Source organism: Niallia sp. Sow4_A1, from assembly GCF_052116745.1.
Classification (GTDB): Bacteria; Bacillota; Bacilli; order Bacillales; family Cytobacillaceae; genus Niallia; species Niallia hominis.
The window spans coordinates 21642-42052 of record NZ_JBQKKM010000025.1; the positions used below are offsets into that span (position 1 = coordinate 21642).

Here is a 20411-nt window from a genome sequence, read left to right on the forward strand (position 1 = left end):
GATAGTATTATTCACTAGGTTTATAAGAACACTACAATAATAATAATGGCAATAATGATACGATAAATTGCAAATGGTGTTAATTTAATTCGATCAATTAACTTTAAAAAGAATCGAATGGAAATTAATGCAAAAATAAATGCACTGATAAATCCAACAATAAAGAATGGAAGAGACGCAGATGTGATATATTCCCAATTGTTTAATAAAGAAATAAAGCTTGCCCCGGCCATAATCGGTACAGCCATAATAAAGGTAAAATCAGCTGCGACACGGTGACTTAGTCCCATAAGTACGCCACCAGATATCGTTGATCCAGATCTTGAAAAGCCTGGCCATAAGGCAATACATTGGAATAGACCAATGAAAAACGCTTGTTTATTGGTGATTTGATCCAAAGAAGTTGTAGTTGGTTTCTTTTTCTTTTGTGTATAGTCTGCGATAATCATCAGAATAGCTCCAACAATCAAAGCGTACACCACTGTTTCAAAATTAAATAGATGTTCATCTATGTAATCATCAAAAAGGAGCCCTAAAACACCAGCTGGGATCAACCCAATGATAACTTGTACGAGGCTCAATTTATGTCCTTTTACTTTTTCGCCATCAATCGTTTTTTTCAAACCAAGAATATTAAGAAAGCGATCTTTGAAGATAATGACTACTGCTAAAATCGATCCTAATTGGATCACTACTTTAAAGGTATTTGCTACTTCAGGTGAAATAAGTTCTCCTGATTTTAACCATAAATCATCAACAAGTATCATATGTCCTGTTGATGAAACAGGTGCAAATTCAGTTAAACCTTCTACTATGCCTAAAATAAAGGCAACAATTAATTCCCATAATTTATCCAAGCCTTGTTCACTCCTATTTATCAATTAATATGTAAATTACTTTTTCAAAAACATACACCCAACTATCATAACAAATATTTTGCAAAAGCTGAATGATATGTGATGTAAAATTTCTGCCATTTAAATTTTTACATAGAGTATAACGTAGAAATAGAATTATAAGTTTCACTAATTTTATCAAAAATTCTTTGAGTTAAAATGCTTAATAAGAGGAATGAAGATATACTAAGGAAGTAAAGTAAAGGGGGAGAGAATAATATGGCTCGAAAAGGAATTCTATCTCTTGGTGATGCGTTTATCGATTTTGTTTCACAAACAAGGGATAATAACAGTTTTGATAGAAATTTAGGAGGAGCTTCTGTTAATGTCGCTGTACATATAAGTAGATTTGCTATTCCAAGCTTTTATATTACAAAGTTAGGAATAGATGAAGATAGTATATTTGTGGAAGAAGAGATGCAAAAGGAAAAAATAAATTTGGATGAAAGCGTTCGGACATCAACAAAGAAAATTTCCAAAGTTTTTGTTCATCTCGATGAAGATGGGGAAAGACACTTTCATAACTACGAAAATGAAACTCCCGATGAAGTCGTATTGGAATCAGATATTAAAGGACAATCATTTGAAAATAAAGCTATTTTCTATTTTGGATCAGGTACACTTTTTCATCCACATGCAAGAGCAGCAACGAAAAAAGCAATAAGCTTAGCAAAGGAAAAAGGGCTGCTAATTGCTTTTGATGCGAATATACGCTTGAAAAGATGGAATAAGGAAGAGGAATGTAGAGAGGTGATTAGAGAACTTTTGCCTTTTGTTGATATTCTAAAGCTATCAAGAGAAGAGCTTTATTTTCTAATGGAGGTAGATACGGTGGAAGAAGGGATGGAAGAGCTGGCAAATTTAAATATCCCATTTCAGCTTGTTACTCTCGGAGAAAAAGGAGCTATTGGACGATTGCTTGAGAAAAAAATGCATGTACCTGCAGAGGCGGTGAATGTTTTAGATACCAATGGCTCTGGCGATGCATTTATGGCAACAATTCTATTTTATATACACGAAAAAGGATGCCCTAATTCAGAGGAAGAGATGGTGAATTATATAAGGTGTGCCAATAAGCTAGGAGCAATGGTCGCAACTAAAAAGGGATCCTTACCTCCCCTGGATAATTATCGATCACTTGTCCTAAAATGAATTAATTAGACATATTGAGCATCCTGAATACATAAACTCCTAGGTGATAAGCGAGAATGGCGGCTCCACAGTTTAACCTTGCGACTTGGCTTAGGCGTACCCCATGGAAAGGAAAGTGCATGTAACGAAAACATCCTTAATTAAAAAATTGCTTTAAGCATGCTTACATAGAAGGAACAACCATCATGATGGCAGAATTCTTATGTAAGGATGCTTTTTGTCACTTTTTAAGTCTAAAGACGTAGACAAAAATAATCCAAGAGTTTGTTTCAAGACTTAGATAATCTTTATATGATAGTACAGAGGAATGGAAAAAGTAATAGGTGTCTTTGAAAATTAAAAGATACATCAGAACAATTATTTTCTTACGATCTATTTATTTACGAAAGTAAAGTGAAAAGAGTGTAAATTACGAATTTTAGAAGGGAGGGGTGTTTGTGTGACGGAAAAAAAAGTATATATTATTTTATCTGATACAGGAACATTATTCACACGTTTTATTAAGTTATTTACGAGAAAGCCCCATAATCATGCATCTATTTCCTTTGATCCACAACTAAATGAAGTGTATAGTTTTGGCAGAAGGAAACCTAGCAATCCCTTTGTTGGCGGCTTTGTTAAGGAAAATGTAAAACATGATTTTTTTCGAAAAAGCCGTTGCATCATATATTCCATCTCTGTGACGGAGACACAATATGAAAAAATGAAGTGTAAGATTGAAGAAATGGAGAAAGAACAAAGAAATTACCGCTACAATCTTCTTGGCCTATTATTTATTTTATTTAAAATACCTTATAATCGGAAAAATGCTTATTTTTGTTCACAGTTTGTTGCATCTATCTTACATGAAAGTGGTGTTTTATTTTTTACTAAGCCACCTTGTTTAATAACCCCATATGATTTATTAGATGAATATAATATGCATAGGGTTTATGAAGGGGAATTACAATTATATCCACTTGTTTTTACGAAAAAAGCAGCATGAAGCTATTATATTTTTATCATACCTAGACAACAAATGTTATACCCCTACTAAGGATAGCTTCTTGGTAATTAATATCGTTAGTAAGGGGATTTTTATATAAATGAAAAAAGTGACCCTTTAAAGGGTCGCTTTTTTGGTATGAAATGGATATAGCGCAAATGGTTAATGACAGAACTTTTGGTGAAAATAAAAGTTAGAAGGAAAGCTTTGACAAAGGTAATCCCCATATAATATGATAACAATTGCTGACAAGTCTTATCGGAATTAGGAGGATTAATATGAAAAAATTAAGTATATTGTTTAGTTTATTACTAAGTCTTACCATTGTTTTAGCTGCATGTGGTGGTAATTCAGATAATGAATCAAATGATTCTGCAGATAAAAATGATGACAAAACAGATTTATTAGCGCAAATTAAAGAAGATGGAAAATTAGTAATTGGTACGGAAGGTACTTACCCTCCCTTTACTTTTCATGATGATTCAGGGAAATTAACGGGATTTGATGTGGAAATCGCACAAGAAGTCGCAAAACGATTAGGTGTAGAAGCTGAATTTATGGAAACACAATGGGATGCCATATTTGCTGGACTTGATGCAAAGCGTTTTGACATGATTGCAAACCAAGTAGGAATTAATGATGAAAGAAAAGAGAAGTATTCATTCTCTGATCCATACATTTCTTCTTCTGCAGTACTTATCACAAGAGAAGATTCAGATGTAAAAAGCTTTGAAGACATTAAAGGATTGAAGTCAGCACAATCATTAACAAGTAATTACGCTGAAATCGCCAAATCTAACGGTGCTGAGTTAGTTGGGGTAGATGGATTTAATCAAGCTGTTGAATTGTTAAATTCAAAACGAGTAGATGTAACAATTAATGATAAATTATCATTTTTAGACTTTAAAAAACAAAAGCCGGATGCAAAAGTTGTGATTGCTGATTCTGCAGATGATGTGGCCCAAAGTGGATTAATGTTTAGACAAGGAAATGATTCGTTAGTAGAAGCGGTAAATACAGCATTACAAGAAATGATTGATGATGGTACGTATAAATCAATATCTGAGAAATGGTTCGGAGAAGATGTACTTAAATAATATCTTTACAGACCCAGAAGCATTCCAGCGATATTATGATATTGCCGTTAGTTCCCTTCTTCCTTTGGTGAAGGGGGCTATTTTATATACGATACCACTATCAATTATTTCCTTTATCATTGGACTGATCTTAGCTGTATTAACCGCTTTAGCTAGATTATCAAGTGTTAAAATTTTGCAAATCATTGCAGGGATTTATGTTTCCGTAATTCGAGGAACCCCTTTACTCGTACAGCTTTTCATTATTTTTTACGGGCTTCCGAACATTGGCATTACGCTTGAACCATTTATAGCAGCAATCATTGGTTTTTCCTTAAGTGTTGGAGCGTATGGGTCAGAAATAGTTAGAGGTTCCATATTGAGTATTCCTAAAGGGCAATGGGAAGCTGGATATTCGATTGGAATGAGCTATGCCCAAAATTTAAAAAGAATTATTTTGCCACAGGCTGCGCGCGTGTCCATTCCACCATTGTCGAATACATTTATAAGTTTAATTAAAGATTCATCCCTTGCTGCCTTAATCCTAGTAACAGAAATGTTTCGAAAAGCACAGGAAATAGCAAGCACAAACTATGAATTTTTGCTTCTATACTCAGAGGTTGCGCTTTTATATTGGCTTATTTGCTTCCCTCTATCTATTATTCAGCAGAGTCTTGAAAATCGCTTCGGACGTCACTTGAATAAATAATCAAGCTTCTAATTAGAAAATAAATAATCGATAGAGAAAGGAGGAACTAGCATGATTTCCATCAAGGGGTTGTCAAAGCATTTTGGTGATTTACAAGTATTAAAGGACATAAATCTAGAAGTAGAAAAAGGGAAAGTCATTGTCGTTATTGGACCGTCTGGATCTGGTAAAACGACGATGCTGCGTTGTTTAAACATATTGGAGATACCGACGAATGGCCATATTACTATTGAAAATAAACAATTGGACTTCTCGAAAAAGGTTACAAAAAAGGCTATAACCGATTTTCGAAAATTGACAGGAATGGTTTTTCAAAGCTATAATCTTTTTCCACATAAAACGGCCTTGGAAAATGTAATGGAAGGCCCTATTACGGTGAAAAAGCAATCAAAGGAAATAGCAAGAAATAAAGCTATTGAATTATTAAATAAAGTTGGGCTTGGGGATAAAATCGATTACTATCCATTCCAGCTTTCAGGTGGGCAGCAACAGCGTGTTGGCATTGCAAGAGCATTGGCAATGGAACCAGAAGTGATGTTGTTTGATGAACCGACTTCAGCGTTAGATCCAGAGCTCGTTGGTGAAGTATTAAAGGTAATAAAAGCACTTGCTAATGAGGGAATGACAATGATTGTAGTTACACATGAAATGAAATTCGCGCGTGAGGTTGCAGATGAAGTTATCTTCATGGATGGTGGCTATATTATGGAAAAAGGAAATCCACAGAATATCTTTACTGCGCCTAAAGAAGAAAGAACACAGCAATTCCTACAATTAATTCAATAAAAAAATGAGTTGTTAAGGAAACTCGGATAAGGAGATTCCTTAACAACTCTAAAACAAAAGGGGGAATTACACTTTGTAGTATCATTGTGGCCCCCTTTTTCGTTTTTTATACATACAAAGATAATTTTTTTAAAATCTACATGCTTTTTGAAAAAGGAAGCTATTGTTTATCATGAATTTTCTTATGAATGACTTCCTCTTCTAATAAATTTAAGAAAGCAACAATGATACCAGAGAGCAAAGAAGCAATGGTGTAAACCGATAAACCAGATATAGCATAGAACAGAAACGTTATGATAAGAGTCAATATGCAGCAATAGATAATCGTGTTTACATATACGTGATTTTTCATTTCGAACCTTCTTTCAGCTATTCATATATCTTAGTATATGTGGAGAATTAATAATATACTACTTTTAAAGGGTGATTGCCCTTTTTTATGGATAAAGGGGATAAGCCCTCACTGATTTTACAAAAAAGCATATTTAATAAGTATAAGGAATAGCTTGTATCACCTTCTTAGAAGCTGAATACACAGTCATATTTCTTATACCGTAACCCCATAACCTCCTCTCACTTAAGGTATAGCCGTTCGTTTGGCTATACCTCTTTTTTTATATCTCGATACATAAGCGTATTTATCATTGTTATAGTTCGCGAAACACGGTTAATAGCGACAAAATTCATGACGCCCTTTTAATGAAGGGTGTTTTCAACCAAAATAGGGTTATTTTTTCCTCCTAATTGCTTTAAGCAACAGTATTTTGTAAAATAGGTATAAACAACTATTTGTTTTGTGAAAATTTCATCAAATTTCCTATTTATAATTCATTTGTCCTGTCGATAAAAGAATTATAAACAAAATAAGTTGGAGGTTTTTTAGAAATAACAGGTGAAAAGAACTATAAAAAGTCAGGATGGTATAGCTATATGAAAAGAAGAAATTTATTTCATAGTTTAAGAACAAAAATGATAATCATCATACTTTTTGCTACATTCTTTAGTACGATGATTTCGTTTAAGTTGCATGAAATTATTCGTGAGGCAGGCATTTTTCCAGAAGCATTTGGTATTTTCGTAAATACGATTATTAATCTAGTTTTTGTGACGATTATTGTTTCATTATTTACACGACGAATCATCATATCTCCACTTAAAAAATTATTAAATTCTACAAAGAGAATTACAGAAGGCGATTTAGATATTGAAATTAATAAGGCTTCGAATGATGAAATTGGCCAATTGACAGATGAATTTATTTTAATGAAAGAATTTATAAGAAATTTAGTGCTGAAAGTAAACGAGACATCTGAACATATTAATGCATCTGCTGAAAAATTAACGGCGAATACAGTGGAAACAAGCTATGTATCAGAACAAATTTCTTCCTCCATTCAGAGTGTTGCAGCAGGGTCTGAAGAGCAAACGAAAGGAATGGAGTTCATTGTAGATTCTGTTGCAGTTGTTAATAACGAAATTAAAGATATTGCCAAAAATACAGAAGAAATGGTGAAAAACACGAATGATACAGTATTGAAGGCAAAAGAAGGACAAGAAGTTGTGGAGAGTACTGTTACTCAAATGAGTTTAATCCAGAATTCAGTGAAGGAATCTAATGACTCTATCGTATTATTACAGGAGCGTTCACAAGAAATTGGGCAATTTTTAAATGTAATCACAGAAATTGCTGATCAGACCAATCTTTTGGCTTTAAATGCAGCAATTGAGGCAGCTAGAGCTGGAGAGGCAGGAAAAGGTTTTGCAGTAGTTGCTGAAGAAGTTAGAAAGCTTGCTGAACAATCTAATCAATCTGCTAAACAAATTGCTGTATTAGTAAATGAAATACAAAAAGATACCATGTCGTCGGTTAAAACAATGAAAAGAGTGACAGAGGAAGTAAAGGATGGCATTAATATTACAAATGATACAAAGCAAAAGTTTAGTATTATTTCCAATTCTATGTTATCAATGAGCAGTCAAATGAAAGACATTTTGGATGCTGCCACTAAGATTTCTACGAATATTGTGGAGGTTGCAGGATCTGTGGATCAAGTTACAGGTATCGCGAAGGAAAATAGTCAAAATTCGATGAACGTATCAGAAGCCTCCCAAGAACAACTGGCAGCAATCGAAGAAATAGCTACTTCTACTACATCTTTAGCGAAAATTGCCGACGATTTAGTGGAGTTAACAAAAACAATCCGTGTAAACTAATTTAAATGAAAACAAAAAATAAGAATGGTCAAAAGATAAGTTAACATCTCCAGATAAATTCTACTGGATGCTAAACACTTTTGATCATTCTCTTTTTTTTTGGGGAATATAAAAGGGAATAATCGTTGTATGACATTTTAAACAGTTTTGATTCAATTTGATTAAAGTTAGGAATCAAAATAATAAATTTTACGAAAATGATTGTCGAAAGTTGTTATTTCATGCAAATACAAATATAATGGAGAATTGTAAATATGCAAATTACTTCTATTCATTTAGGGAGAAAATAAATATAAAAAATAATAGTTTTTAGTGTGAGAGGATTCAAGCCCCACTGTTAAAAGTTTTACTGAACAGGAGCAATGACAATATGTCCCCAAAAAATTCATCAAAAATAGATTATACACTTGTTCTAATATTAATGCTTTTATGTTTAACAAGTCTTACTGCTATCTATGGAGCGAATTCTGCTTATGTGTTAAAGCAGGTTTTATATTATGTGGTTGGTATCGGAATTATTATTGGAGTGATTCGGCTAGATTCGGATCAGTTAAAAAAATTAACTTGGTATTTATATGGTTTTGGTTTGTTATTATTAGTTTTACTTATTATTGCGCCAGAAAGTATTGCACGAAAAATTAATGGTGCGAAAAGTTGGTTTACGCTTCCTGGCTTTTCTTTACAGCCTTCTGAATTCGTTAAAGTGTTTTTAGTATTAGCGCTATCTCGATTAATTGTAGAACATCAAGAAAAATATATTGTGAAAACTTTACAAAGTGACTTTTTACTATTATTTAAAATTGGAGGAGTAACGGCACTTCCACTATTCTTAGTAATGTTACAGCCTGACTTAGGAACTTCTTTAGTGTTCCTTGCTATTATGTTAGGTATGGTATTTATCTCTGGTATCTCTTGGAAGATATTAACGCCTATTTTCTCCAGTTTTGCCGTTATTGCATCGGCAGTCCTATATATGGTTATTTGGCATTCGGATTGGATTACAACGTATTTTGGAGTAAAGGAATATCAAATGGGAAGAATCTACTCTTGGTTGGATCCATATACGTATCAGAGCACAACTGGATATCATTTAACCCAATCCTTACTTGCGATAGGATCGGGTCAAACGACAGGGAAGGGCATTGGCACTAGTGAAGTAGTACTTCCTGAAAATCACACCGATTTTATTTTTAGTGTGGTTGGAGAGGAGTTTGGCTTTATTGGCGCTAGTATTATAATTAGTTTGTTTTTCTTGCTTATATACCACATTACAAAAGTAGCATTGGAAACAAAAAATACTTTTTATACTTGTATGAGTGTAGGAATTATTAGTATGCTTTGTTTTCATGTTTTCCAGAATATTGGAATGACAGTAGGGATTCTTCCAATCACTGGTATTCCACTTCCTTTTATTAGTTATGGTGGTAGTTCTTTAATGGGGAATATGCTTTCTATGGGATTAATTTTTTCGATTAGATACCATTATAAAAAGTATATGTTTTCCAGCGATGAATAACAATTTTTTATTTGAGCATAACGAAAAGAGGCTGACAGGGTGCAGCCTCTTTTCGTTTATTCTTTCTCCATTCTTTAATGAGGGGGAAGAAAAGGAAAGAATAGCCATCATTTTGGGAAGTTAATGATATTGATAATCATTATCATTGGGTGTAATCTAATAATAAAACAATTTATTTTTATTGTCAATGTATATATAAGGAGGAATAATATAATGAATGAAAAATTTCGAGAAGAATTTGAAGCACTATTAAGTAATTATACAGAATTACTACTAGGAGATGAAAATAAGGAGTTAAATGAAAAAGTACAAATATGGATGCTTTATTCATTTATGTCGAAAAACATGCCAGGATTGGTAAAGCATTGGAATGCTAAATTTCCAGATGGTAAACAAACGATGATAGAAATAATATCCGAAATAAAAAAAATGAATGAGATAAGAAAACAAAATCAGAAATAAAACATATGCTATATAGAAAGCCTGGACAAAGTACAAAAACATACCACCAAATACGTAGGTGGTATGAATCAATAAGATTACTGAATAGTAGTATTGCCGTAAGGGAACTGGTTACTATAGCCTTTAAATTGCTGATAGGATTGTTGAAGCTTTTGCTGATCAGCTGCTTCAAGCTTATACCAGCCTTTTTGAAACATTAAATCATATAGTTCCCTTTGCATATTTTGCGTTTCAGTAAAAATCGATAATAAATCTTGATATAGTGGTTCATTACTTGCCTCATTTAATGCTGTTGAATAAGAGTCGGTTAAATATTTTTCCGTTGAAAGCATATCATTAGTGAAATCACGATCATTCATTTGTGGTGTTTTTGGTACCTGCGCTTCAGGATTTTGAATTGTATTTTGTTGGTTCATTTTCTTTGTCCTTCCTCACAAGATATTATTTCATATGTTTGATTGCTGATTCATCCATTCTCTTTTATGAGAAGCTACTCATTCTGCCAAAGACAAGGTCAAAATAAGGTTTGGCATTCTCTTTAGCAGAATGAGCAGTATGAATCAACAATCGCTGCAATTTAGTAAGTAATTATTGTGGTTGTTGAGACATGGGCTGATTGCTATCATTTAAGTGATTAAGTATTCTTTCATAATGATGCTGATGCATTTGTCCACATTTTTCAAGCTGTGATTTAATAGCCGGATCTTGGGCACTTTGAGCAAAAAAATGTGCTTTTTTCATTGCTAATAAATTCCAAGAGAGCATATCTGTTAAATAAAGGGAATCTTTGACTGTTACCATAACTGGTGGTTTCATCATCATCCCGTTTGGCTGAGTCATATTATTGGGTTGCTGTTGTTGCATTTTAATTTGACCTCCTAAAAACTATCGCTTTTTATATTGATTATTTTGACTATTGACTTTTCCACCACCATCTGTTTCAACGGTCGGACCAGCATTTCCTTTCACACTAGCCGCACTAACACCTGCTTTAGAAGGATTCTTTTTAAGACGGGCCATCTTTCTATTCACCTCCCTTTCTTGTTACATTTTTAGCATTTCCTATTTTTTTTATTTAATGAGCACATAGCTTCGAGATTATTATGTCCAGTCCTTAATTAGAAATGGTATATACGTAAAGACAGAAGGGTTTTGGTTAATAATTGACTATCTAAACAAAAGGCTGTTTTCTTATAGAATTGTTGCTTTTTCAAAAGGGAAAATAAACTAATTAGTAATACGGAGCAGCCTGAATACACGTAGACTCCTATGGGATTAGCGAGAAAGGCGAGACCCCGCAGTAGCTGAGGGAGGGCACTGAAAAAGTCTAGTTCTCCAAATAAAATGAGGTTTTATTTATTTGAAAGCGAATAATAAGTTGGTTTGGAGAGGTGACCGCTTGACTCCTATGGGAGCAGCGAGAAAGTCCGAGACCCTGCAGGAGCGTGAGCTGTGAAGCGGCTCGGCGCTCGCCCCAATGAGTCATGTGGTCACCTCGGAAAACAATTTACACATCTAAGTTTAAAAGGCGGTTACAATCAATCATCAATAGCTATCAGTTTTTCAGTGCCCTCGTAGCTGAGGAGGCTCGCCACTCGCCCCGTGGAAAGCGAAGTGTATTCAGGCTGCGGTTCATAGCAACAAACATTACGAAAACAGCCAAACAAATACAAACACAAAAGCCAATCGAAACTTAATTAATTTTCAAGGAGGAAGTAAGGTGAAAGAGATAAAATCAGCTGCGGTTATTGGTTCTGGAGTAATGGGTGCAGCGATTGCGGCACAGTTTCTTAATGCAGGCATTTCTACCGTTCTTCTGGATATTGTGCCAAATCAGTTAACAGAAGAAGAGAAACAGAAAGGATTAACGAAAAAGGATAAGATGGTAAGAAATAGATATGGACTGCTTGCCATCGAAAAAATGAAAACAGATTCTCCTAGTCCACTCACCTCTTTTCATAATTTATCGCTTTTAACAATAGGGAATCTAGAGGATGATTTATCACTTCTGAAGGAAGTAGATTGGATAGTTGAAGCGATAATTGAAGATGTTCAAATAAAAAAGGAATTATTTAAAAAGGTAGATCAATATAGAAAAAAAGAATCAATTGTTAGCAGTAATACTTCTGGTATCTCCATAAATAAAATGAAAGAGACTCTTTCTGCAGATTTCCAAGCACACTTTTTAGGGACTCACTTTTTTAATCCGCCTCGCTATATTAAATTGATGGAAATAATTCCTACAGAAGAAACTGACCCCGTAGTGGTGAAAATCATAAGTGATTTTGCTGAAGAGACATTAGGAAAAGTGGTAGTAAAAGCCAGTGATACTCCTAATTTCATTGCGAATCGAATTGGTTCATATGCTTTTTTAAACATTGTGAAAGAAATGATGAAGGCTGATTTAACAATCGATGAAGTGGATCAATTAACTGGTCCGCTAATTGGCCGCCCGAAAAGTGCCACCTTTCAAACCTTAGATATGGTTGGCTTAGATACTTTTTATCAGGTCATTCAAAATATGCAAGGAAAAATGCAAATGGCAGAAGAAATAGAGATGTACCAAATCCCAGCTTTGCTAGAAGCAATGCTTAAGAAGAAGATGCTTGGTAGAAAAGTTGGAAAAGGGTTTTATAGTAAAACAGAAAAAGGATTAAAAGTTTTAGATTATCATACATTCACATACAAGGATTTAACAGCAACGAAAGAAAATGTGGTTAAAAAGCCTCTTTCATCGTTTTTACAGGAAAAAAATAAAAAAGCATTTTTTTTATGGAATGGAATTGCCCCATTTTTGCTTTACTCTGCAAAAATGGCTGGTGAGATAACAGATTCCATTTATGAGTTAGATCAGGCTGTTCAATCTGGTTTTAACTGGAAAAATGGTCCGTTTCGTTTATGGGATAAATTGTCTCTAAAAAACACGATCGAGCGAATGGAAGAAGAATTAATGGATATTCCTTTATGGATCAAAGAAATGATTGATCATGGATTTGACCAATTTTATAAAGAAATTAATGGGGTGGAGCATTATTATCATAAAGGACAATATTTGCCCATTCCAAAAAGTATGGATCAAATAAGCATTCGAGAAAGTAAAAAGCAAAGAGATCCCCTTCTTTCTAATGATGGAGCAAGTCTAATAGAGATAGGGGATGGTGTCTTATTGCTTGAATTACACAGTAGAAATATGAGTATTGGTGTCGATATTCTGACGATGATTGAGAAATCGATAGCATTGATAGAGGCGCAGGAATTTAAAGGGTTGATTATTGGTAGTGAAAAAAAGAGTTTTAGCCTCGGTGCAAATTTAGCATTGATGCTTCTAGAAGCACAAAACGAAGATACTGTTGAAATAGAGCTAGCCGTCCGCCGTTTTCAGCAAGCAATGAAGCGCATAAAATATTGCAAAAAGCCAGTTGTAGCGGCTCCTTATCAAAAAACATTAGGGGGAGGAGCGGAAATTTGTCTAGCGGCAAGCAAGGTGCAAGCTTCCTTAGAAACGTATATTGGTCTTGTGGAAACAGGGGTTGGGCTTATTCCAGGTGGTGGAGGAACAACCGAATTGTATTGTAATAAATGGAGAAAAAAGCCAAGTTCTTCAACGGAGGATTTACTAAAGCTTACAGGAGAGGTATTTCAGACGATTTTAACAGCTAAGGTTGCTACTTCTGCCGCCCATGCAAAGGAAATAGGCTTTTTTACGGAGATGGATGGGATAACCAATAATGAACGATTTATATTAAGAGATGCCAAAAAAGCCGTCCTACAATTAGCCAATGAAAATTATCTCCCTCCAAAAAAAGAAAAAATTGTTGTGTCAGGTAGAAATGGCTATCAATTCTTAATGAAGGAAATAGTAAAGCTACAAAAAATCGGGTTTATATCGGAGTATGATGCCTTCATTGCAAGCAATCTTGCAACAGTTCTTACAGGCGGCGATGTAGATTGTGGAGCATTGGTAGAGGAGGATTATCTATTAGACCTAGAAAGAGAAGCTTTTATTCGTTTGATTAGAAAACAAGAGACACAGCAAAGAATGCTGCATTTATTACAAACAGGGAAGCCATTGACAGCGAAATAAAGATGAAAAACCTTGAAAGGAAGGAAAGGATTACTATGCAAAAGGGTGGAAGTTTTTTAACAGAACCAATCACCATAGACGCTATCTTTACACCAGAGGATTTTACAGAAGAGCATCAAATGATTGCAGAAATGACAAGTGAATTTGTGCAAAAAAAGGTATTGCCACATTTAGCTGAAATGGAAAATCATCAATTTACAATTACGAAACAATTGATGGAAGAAGCAGGAGAGTTAGGACTCTTAAGCTCAGATATTCCTGAAGCATATGGCGGTTTGGGATTGGATAAAATTAGTACAGCAGTTATTTCGGAAATGATGTCCGTGGCAGGGGGGTTCTCTGTTACGCACGGTGCCCATATAGGAATTGGCTCATTGCCGATTGTCTTATTTGGAAATAAAGCGCAGAAGGAAAAGTATTTACCAGCATTAGCTAGCGGTAAAAAAATAGCATCTTACGCATTAACAGAACCTACGGCCGGATCAGATGCGCTTAGTGTAAAAACAAAGGCTGTTTTAAATGAGGCAGGCACACATTATCGTTTAACAGGAGAAAAGCAATGGATTACGAATTCTGGAATTGCAGATATATTTATTGTATATGCAAAAGTCGATCAAGAGTATTTTACTGCCTTTATCGTTGAAAAAGAATTTTCTGGTGTGTCAGTGGGAAAAGAAGAAAAAAAATTAGGAATCAAGAGCTCATCAACTTGCGCAGTCCGTTTTGATCAGGTAGAAATACCCATTGAAAATGTCTTGGGAGAGGTAGGAAAAGGCCATTTAATTGCATTAAATATCTTAAACATTGGGCGCTATAAACTAGGCCTTGGAGCTATTGGCGCTAGCAAGGAAGCCCTTAAAAAGACGATTGCCTATACAAAACAACGAATACAATTTTCCACCCCAATAGCTCATTTTCCTCTAACACTTGAAAAGTATGCGACGATGGCTTCTTATATTTATGCCGCAGAAAGCACTGTTTATCGAACAGCTGGAATGCTTTCAGAAGCAATGGATGAACTATCGGACGATGTAGAAATGAAAGTAATGGCAAAAATTATTAATGAATACGTAATTGAGTGTAGTTTAAATAAGATTTTTGCATCAGAAGTATTAGATATGGTTGTAGATGAATGTGTTCAACTTCATGGTGGTAATGGTTTTATGGAAGACTATGATATTGTTAGAATGTACCGCGATTCAAGAATCAATCGTATCTTTGAAGGAACAAATGAAATAAACAGGTTAATGATACCTCCTACCTTGGCGAAAAAGTGCCTAAAAGGTGAGCTTCCCATTTTGTCCCTAGCAGCGATGACAGAAAAAGAGATGCTTTCCTATCTTCCGGATGAACCAGATGGAAAACCGTTATCACAAGAAAAGATGCTCCTCTCCAATGCAAGAAAAATTACCTATCTCTTATTTGGAATGATGCTGAGACAATATAAGCAACAATTGGAAGAACAGCAAGAGATTATGGTGAATCTAACAAATTTAATCAATGCTGTCTTTGCAATGGATTCTTGTATTATAAGAACGGAAAAGGCGATGATAAAGGGCAAGAACGATGAAATGCAAAAATTATTATATACGGAAATATATTGCCAAGAAGCCTTCCAACAAGTGATTTTAGAGGCAACAGATACTTTAGCATATATGCTTAGCGGCGATGAATTAAGATTAGCCCTTTCCGTATTGAAGAAATATACTAGATTTACGCCAAAGCCGATTATTAGAAGTAAGAGAGAGGCTGCTAAATGTATATTAAAAGCCGGTGGATATCAGGTATAATTTTATTGATAAGAATGATTCAAGGTTCTTCAGACAGTTTGGGTTACTATCATGAAGAACCTTTCTCTTGTATCAACCCAATAACTTTATGGTTATCTTCCTTTTCAAAAGAGAAGAAGTTCCATTTTGCATAACGCAAAAATGAATGGAGAAATCTAGTTAGGAGATAAGTTCCGTAGAGGTCTTCTTTATTGAAGTTTCACTTTATATAAAATTGTGATAATATTTAGTTGGATGTTATAAAATACATAGATTATGGGTGATGGAATGAAAGTTACTTTTTATTGGTATCCAAAATGCTCAACTTGTCGTAAGGCAAAAAAGTGGCTGGATGAAAATCATGTGTCATATGAAGAAGTACATATTGTCGATAATCCTCCTTCCCGCGAATTATTAGAGGATTTGTATAAAAAAAGTGGTCTAGAATTAAAGAAATTCTTCAATACGTCTGGACAGAAATACAGAGATCTAGGATTAAAGGATAAAATGAAAGAATCATCAGAGGACGAACTGCTTGATTTACTTGCTTCTGATGGCATGTTAATAAAAAGACCTTTAACGACAGATGGAAATAAAGTTACATTAGGCTTTAAAGAAGAAATGTTTAAAGAAAGTTGGGCATAACATTACCTGCTTTTTTTAATAGGTGGCTCTAAGATAAAGGGCAAATATGATTTTACGGAGGGGTTAATAATGACGGTACCAAAGGATTTAAGATATTCAAAAGAACATGAATGGGTAAAAGTTGAAGGAGATAATGCTCGTATAGGAATTACACATTTTGCACAATCTGAATTAGGCGATATCGTATTTGTTGAACTACCGGAAGTAGGCGATGAAGTAACTGCGAATGAGCCTTTTGGAAGTGTAGAATCTGTAAAGACAGTTTCGGAATTATATGCTCCAATCAGCGGTAAAGTAGTAGAAGTAAATGAGGATCTTAGTGATAATCCAGAGTATGTTAACGAATCTCCTTATGAAAATGCTTGGATGGTAATTATTGAACCAAGTGATAAAGCAGACATTGAAACACTAATGACTGCAGAGCAATATGAAGACATGACGAATGAAGGATAATTCTTAGTAATGATGACATCGGTAAATTGCCGATGTCTTTTCTTCAATAGAGTGCTTAATTAGATAAATATTAAGTTGAAAATTGTTCCATTAACCTACTTCTTTCTCTTTAAGTTTGAATATGTTAAAGTATATCAAATAACTCCTTTAGGTGATCAAAATGAAAAAAGTAATCATTGTGGAAGGCAAATCGGATAAACGAAAAGTAGAAAAAATTGTACGTGAACCGGTGGATATTATTTGCACAAATGGAACAATTGGCGTTTCGAAGCTGGATGAATTATTAGAAGAATTAATGGATAAAGATGTGTATATTCTAGTGGATGCAGACAAATCTGGAGATAAGATAAGAAAGCAGTTTAAAAGAGAGCTTCCAGAAGCAGAATTTCTTTATATTGATCGGAAGTACAAAGAAGTTGCTACCTCTCCTGAACATCATTTAGCAACACTATTATTACAGGCAAACATTGAGATTAATGCAAAATATTTAGATGCAAGGATGAATGGATTATGATAGATTGGAAGATCGACCAATGGGAGAAACAAATCAAGGATGCTCCTCTTGTATGTCTTTATTTGTATACTCCCCTTTGCGGAACATGTATGGTTGCTTCTAAAATGCTAACAATATTACATACAATGAAGCCAGATTTACATTTAGGAAAAATGGATTTGAATTATGCACCAGAATTAGCGGTAGAGTACGAAGTCGAAAGTGTTCCATGTTTAGTTATTGTAGAAGAGGGATTGCTAAAGGAAAAATTGTATAGATTTGAATCGGTTCCTCATTTAGTAGAGGTTATCAATAAATATACGAAGTAGAAAGACTCTTTTTCAGACAGAAAGGGTATTTCTTTTATGGCTTGGTGGATAAACGAGGTGGCACCATCCATAAAAGCCAGTTTACTAAAAAAAAGGTAACAGTAACAAATCACTTTTTCTAAAAAGACTATCGATCCCAAAGCAAAGCTTACCAATACGTATTTTAATTCTAGGATTAAAAAAAGATTATTCTTATAAAGCAGGTTTTTTCTATTATTGCAAGAATAAGTAATATAAGATTGTTCGGCAGAAAGTAGGAGATGCTTTTGCAGGAGTGGATGACAAGTTTTGTAGATAAGTTGAACCGTAAAGAGTCTTTAAAACCATTATTAAGAAACACTTCTTTTTCATTAGCAATATCATGTCAAAAGGATGCCTATTTAGTGGAGGTAAGGAACAATCATTTTTCATGGAAAAGGATGAAAGAGGAGAATCCAGATGTATGGTTAATGGGGGAAAGAGAAAGTATTCACTCCATTGCAAGTGGAGAGATTCTTCTGAGAGAAGCAAAAAAGAACGGATTGATTCAAATAGATGGATCTTTAAGAAAAATCCTTTTGTTAGAATCTCTGCTTTTCTTATGCAATTCACCGCCTGAAAAACGAATCGGTTAAGTAGGGGGATCCTAAAAGAATAGTTCTTTCCTTTTTCCTGAAATCCCCCTTTTCTTCCAGAAAGGGACTGAGATTTCAGGTTATTTTTTGATTCTTTCTTTCTCGTTTTCTCTCTTATATCCCCCTTTTTTTATCGAATTAATTATGTTAGAAAATCTAACAGTATTTAATGGAAAATTCAGAAAAAATATTATATTAAAAAATGTGTTGACACGAATATCAGTAAGTGGTAAATTACATCTATCATGTTAGCGAATTATAAATTTCATATCGATAATGAAACTCTTATCAAGAGAGGTGGAGGGATGTGCCCTATGAAACCCGGCAACCGTCAGTATACTGAAACGGTGCCAATTCACACAAAGCGTTTAGCTTTGATAGATGAGAGAAAGGGATATTATTAATAATAGAAACCTTTCTGCTCATCTTGCAGAAAGGTTTTTTTATTATGTGGAATGATATGATGTACTTTGTTAAAAACTATTTTAAAATAGTTATCGATAAAGTGGAATTTTAGATAGAAGTAGGTGAACAATATGATTAATGTTAACGCAGTTAAAAAAATATATACCTCTAGAAGCGGGAAGGTCACTGCAGTCGATCACGTAGACTTAACCATTCATTCAGGAGAGATATTTGGAATAATCGGATATAGTGGTGCAGGAAAAAGTACATTAATCAGAATGCTGAACGGATTGGAGATTCCTACTGAAGGAAGTGTTTCGGTTGCAGGACATGAGGTTTCTAAAATTAAAGGAAGCAAGCTTCGTAAGGCGAGACAAGAAATCAGTATGATATTTCAACATTTCAATCTGCTGTGGTCAAGAACGGTAAAAGAAAACATCGCTTTTCCTTTAGAAATAGCAGGCGTAAAAAAATCAGCAAGAGAAAAGAAAGTGCTTGAGTTAATCAAGCTAGTAGGATTGGAAGGAAGAGAAGATGCATATCCTTCACAATTGAGTGGTGGTCAAAAACAGCGTGTTGGCATCGCAAGAGCACTTGCGAGTGATCCAAAAGTTCTTCTTTGTGATGAAGCCACCTCAGCATTGGATCCGCAAACGACGGATGCCATCTTAGATTTGTTAGTGGATATTAATAAGCGTCTTGGTCTTACAATTGTTCTTATTACACACGAAATGCATGTTATTCGGAAGATATGCCACCGAGTTGCTGTAATGGAAGAGGGGAGTGTAGTAGAAACGGGACCTGTTATTGATGTTTTTAAAAAGCCCCAGAAAGAAATCACCAAACGTTTTGTTCAACAAGTCATTGAGCCAGAAGAAGCGAAGGACACAATTGATCATTTAATAGCGCAATACAAAACTGGAAGCTTGGTAATGCTAGGATTTGTTGGTGAAAGTGCAGAACAGCCTGTTATCACAAATCTAATTCGATCTTTTTCTGTTTCGGTGAATATCATTCAAGGGAAAATTTCTCCGACGCAAAATGGATCGTATGGAACTTTGTATATTCATATGGATGGAGAGAAAGAAGAAATAGAGAAAGCTATTCAATACCTTCATTCTCAAGAAATTAGTGTGGAGGTGATCGAAGGATGACCGAAAGTTTACTGCCAAATGTAGATTGGGAAATAATGTGGAAAGCCACAGTAGAAACCCTTTTTATGACTGGATTCTCGATTATTTTTACCTTTATACTCGGAATTATTCTAGGGATTACTTTATTCTTAACTGGTAAAGGGAATATGTGGAATAATGCTTTTGTTAACAAAGTGATTAGTGCAATTGTTAATATTTTTCGTTCCATCCCTTTCATTATTTTATTGGTTTTATTAATACCATTAACAACTTTCTTAATCGGTACGATGATTGGACCGAAAGCAGCTTTACCATCTTTGATAATTGGAGCTGCTCCGTTTTATGCAAGACTTGTAGAAATCGGCCTTCGTGAAGTAGATAAAGGAGTCATCGAAGCTGCAAAGTCAATGGGAGCAAAACCAACTACGATTATCTTTAAAGTTCTTTTGCCAGAATCTATGCCAGCACTTGTTTCAGGAATTACGGTAACTACGATTGCGCTAGTTGGATCTACTGCAATGGCAGGGATTATTGGTGCAGGGGGACTTGGGAATTTAGCTTACTTACAAGGGTTCCAAAGAGGTAATGGTGATGTAACACTCGTGTCAACCATTATTGTATTAATTATTGTATTTATCATCCAATTTATTGGAGATTATATAACAAAAAAATTAGATAAAAGATAAGGAG

At 34.5% G+C, this 20411-nt stretch carries 22 protein-coding genes and 1 riboswitch; of the genes, 17 read left to right on the top strand and 5 right to left on the bottom strand.

Going from position 1 to position 20411, the window contains the following annotated elements:
• Nucleotides 1–20: 20 nt before the first annotated feature.
• Entirely contained in the window at nt 21–857 is an 837-nt protein-coding gene (locus ACTQ5K_RS14610) for an undecaprenyl-diphosphate phosphatase (RefSeq protein WP_251628085.1), read from the bottom strand.
• Nucleotides 858–1115: 258 nt separating this feature from the next.
• Here ACTQ5K_RS14610 and ACTQ5K_RS14615 point away from each other — a divergent pair, with 258 nt between their 5' ends.
• From ACTQ5K_RS14615 to ACTQ5K_RS14635, 5 genes are all read left to right on the top strand, one after another.
• Nucleotides 1116–2048 carry a carbohydrate kinase family protein gene (locus tag ACTQ5K_RS14615; RefSeq protein ID WP_251628083.1) on the top strand — a complete coding sequence of 311 codons (933 nt, stop codon included), beginning with the start codon at nt 1116–1118 and terminating at the stop codon, nt 2046–2048.
• A gap of 439 nt (nt 2049–2487) precedes the next feature.
• The gene (locus ACTQ5K_RS14620; RefSeq protein WP_251628081.1) at nt 2488–3033 is read left to right on the top strand and encodes a hypothetical protein; all 546 of its coding nucleotides are present in this window, start codon (nt 2488–2490) and stop codon (nt 3031–3033) included.
• Between the two features lie 278 nt (nt 3034–3311).
• Complete coding sequence (locus ACTQ5K_RS14625; protein ID WP_251628080.1) at nt 3312–4130, top strand: amino acid ABC transporter substrate-binding protein; 819 nt, start codon at nt 3312–3314, stop codon at nt 4128–4130.
• On the top strand, nt 4117–4818 hold the full coding sequence (locus ACTQ5K_RS14630; RefSeq protein WP_031536351.1) for an amino acid ABC transporter permease: 702 nt from the start codon (nt 4117–4119) through the stop codon (nt 4816–4818). The genes ACTQ5K_RS14625 and ACTQ5K_RS14630 overlap by 14 nt, the downstream gene beginning before the upstream one ends.
• 51 nt (nt 4819–4869) lie before the next feature.
• A complete protein-coding gene (locus ACTQ5K_RS14635) occupies nt 4870–5604 on the top strand; it encodes an amino acid ABC transporter ATP-binding protein (RefSeq protein WP_031536350.1) in 735 nt (244 codons plus the stop codon).
• Nucleotides 5605–5764: 160 nt separating this feature from the next.
• On the opposite strand, the gene ACTQ5K_RS14640 is transcribed toward ACTQ5K_RS14635, so the two are convergent.
• Complete coding sequence (locus ACTQ5K_RS14640) at nt 5765–5956, bottom strand: hypothetical protein (protein ID WP_152910785.1); 192 nt, start codon at nt 5954–5956, stop codon at nt 5765–5767.
• Between the two features lie 578 nt (nt 5957–6534).
• Between ACTQ5K_RS14640 and ACTQ5K_RS14645 the strand changes: the two genes are divergently transcribed.
• From ACTQ5K_RS14645 to ACTQ5K_RS14655, 3 genes are all read left to right on the top strand, one after another.
• Nucleotides 6535–7818 (top strand): methyl-accepting chemotaxis protein, encoded by a 1284-nt coding sequence (locus ACTQ5K_RS14645; RefSeq protein ID WP_251628078.1) that lies wholly within the window; start codon nt 6535–6537, stop codon nt 7816–7818.
• 370 nt (nt 7819–8188) lie between these two features.
• Nucleotides 8189–9334 (top strand): rod shape-determining protein RodA, encoded by a 1146-nt coding sequence (gene rodA / locus ACTQ5K_RS14650; RefSeq protein WP_031536348.1) that lies wholly within the window; start codon nt 8189–8191, stop codon nt 9332–9334.
• Between the two features lie 213 nt (nt 9335–9547).
• A complete protein-coding gene (locus ACTQ5K_RS14655) occupies nt 9548–9796 on the top strand; it encodes a DUF2573 family protein (RefSeq protein WP_031536347.1) in 249 nt (82 codons plus the stop codon).
• Between the two features lie 77 nt (nt 9797–9873).
• Here the strand turns inward: ACTQ5K_RS14655 and ACTQ5K_RS14660 are convergent, their stop codons facing one another.
• From ACTQ5K_RS14660 to ACTQ5K_RS14670, 3 genes are all read right to left on the bottom strand, one after another.
• Entirely contained in the window at nt 9874–10212 is a 339-nt protein-coding gene (locus ACTQ5K_RS14660) for a spore coat protein (protein ID WP_031536346.1), read from the bottom strand.
• A gap of 172 nt (nt 10213–10384) precedes the next feature.
• Nucleotides 10385–10660 (bottom strand): hypothetical protein, encoded by a 276-nt coding sequence (locus ACTQ5K_RS14665; RefSeq protein ID WP_031536345.1) that lies wholly within the window; start codon nt 10658–10660, stop codon nt 10385–10387.
• 21 nt (nt 10661–10681) lie between these two features.
• On the bottom strand, nt 10682–10816 hold the full coding sequence (locus tag ACTQ5K_RS14670; protein ID WP_081836570.1) for a YuzL family protein: 135 nt from the start codon (nt 10814–10816) through the stop codon (nt 10682–10684).
• Nucleotides 10817–11516: 700 nt separating this feature from the next.
• Between ACTQ5K_RS14670 and ACTQ5K_RS14675 the strand changes: the two genes are divergently transcribed.
• From ACTQ5K_RS14675 to ACTQ5K_RS14715, 9 genes are all read left to right on the top strand, one after another.
• The gene (locus tag ACTQ5K_RS14675; RefSeq protein ID WP_031536344.1) at nt 11517–13880 is read left to right on the top strand and encodes a 3-hydroxyacyl-CoA dehydrogenase/enoyl-CoA hydratase family protein; all 2364 of its coding nucleotides are present in this window, start codon (nt 11517–11519) and stop codon (nt 13878–13880) included.
• Nucleotides 13881–13882: 2 nt separating this feature from the next.
• Entirely contained in the window at nt 13883–15670 is a 1788-nt protein-coding gene (locus ACTQ5K_RS14680; protein ID WP_396953875.1) for an acyl-CoA dehydrogenase family protein, read from the top strand.
• Nucleotides 15671–15937: 267 nt separating this feature from the next.
• Nucleotides 15938–16294 (top strand): arsenate reductase family protein, encoded by a 357-nt coding sequence (locus ACTQ5K_RS14685; RefSeq protein ID WP_031536341.1) that lies wholly within the window; start codon nt 15938–15940, stop codon nt 16292–16294.
• 69 nt (nt 16295–16363) lie between these two features.
• Nucleotides 16364–16747, top strand: coding sequence for a glycine cleavage system protein GcvH (gene gcvH, locus ACTQ5K_RS14690; protein ID WP_031536340.1), 384 nt, complete (start codon nt 16364–16366; stop codon nt 16745–16747).
• A gap of 160 nt (nt 16748–16907) precedes the next feature.
• Entirely contained in the window at nt 16908–17261 is a 354-nt protein-coding gene (locus ACTQ5K_RS14695; protein ID WP_031536339.1) for a toprim domain-containing protein, read from the top strand.
• Nucleotides 17258–17569, top strand: coding sequence for a thioredoxin family protein (locus ACTQ5K_RS14700; RefSeq protein ID WP_031536338.1), 312 nt, complete (start codon nt 17258–17260; stop codon nt 17567–17569). Before ACTQ5K_RS14695 ends, ACTQ5K_RS14700 begins: the two co-directional genes overlap by 4 nt.
• Before the next feature lie 266 nt (nt 17570–17835).
• Nucleotides 17836–18183, top strand: coding sequence for an SCP2 sterol-binding domain-containing protein (locus tag ACTQ5K_RS14705; protein WP_441994024.1), 348 nt, complete (start codon nt 17836–17838; stop codon nt 18181–18183).
• Nucleotides 18184–18465: 282 nt separating this feature from the next.
• Nucleotides 18466–18571: riboswitch (SAM riboswitch) on the top strand.
• Nucleotides 18572–18719: 148 nt separating this feature from the next.
• Nucleotides 18720–19742, top strand: coding sequence for a methionine ABC transporter ATP-binding protein (locus ACTQ5K_RS14710; RefSeq protein ID WP_031536336.1), 1023 nt, complete (start codon nt 18720–18722; stop codon nt 19740–19742).
• Nucleotides 19739–20407: a methionine ABC transporter permease gene (locus tag ACTQ5K_RS14715; protein WP_031536335.1), complete on the top strand. Its 669-nt coding sequence runs from the start codon at nt 19739–19741 to the stop codon at nt 20405–20407. The genes ACTQ5K_RS14710 and ACTQ5K_RS14715 overlap by 4 nt, the downstream gene beginning before the upstream one ends.
• The last annotated feature ends 4 nt before the right edge of the window (nt 20408–20411 follow it).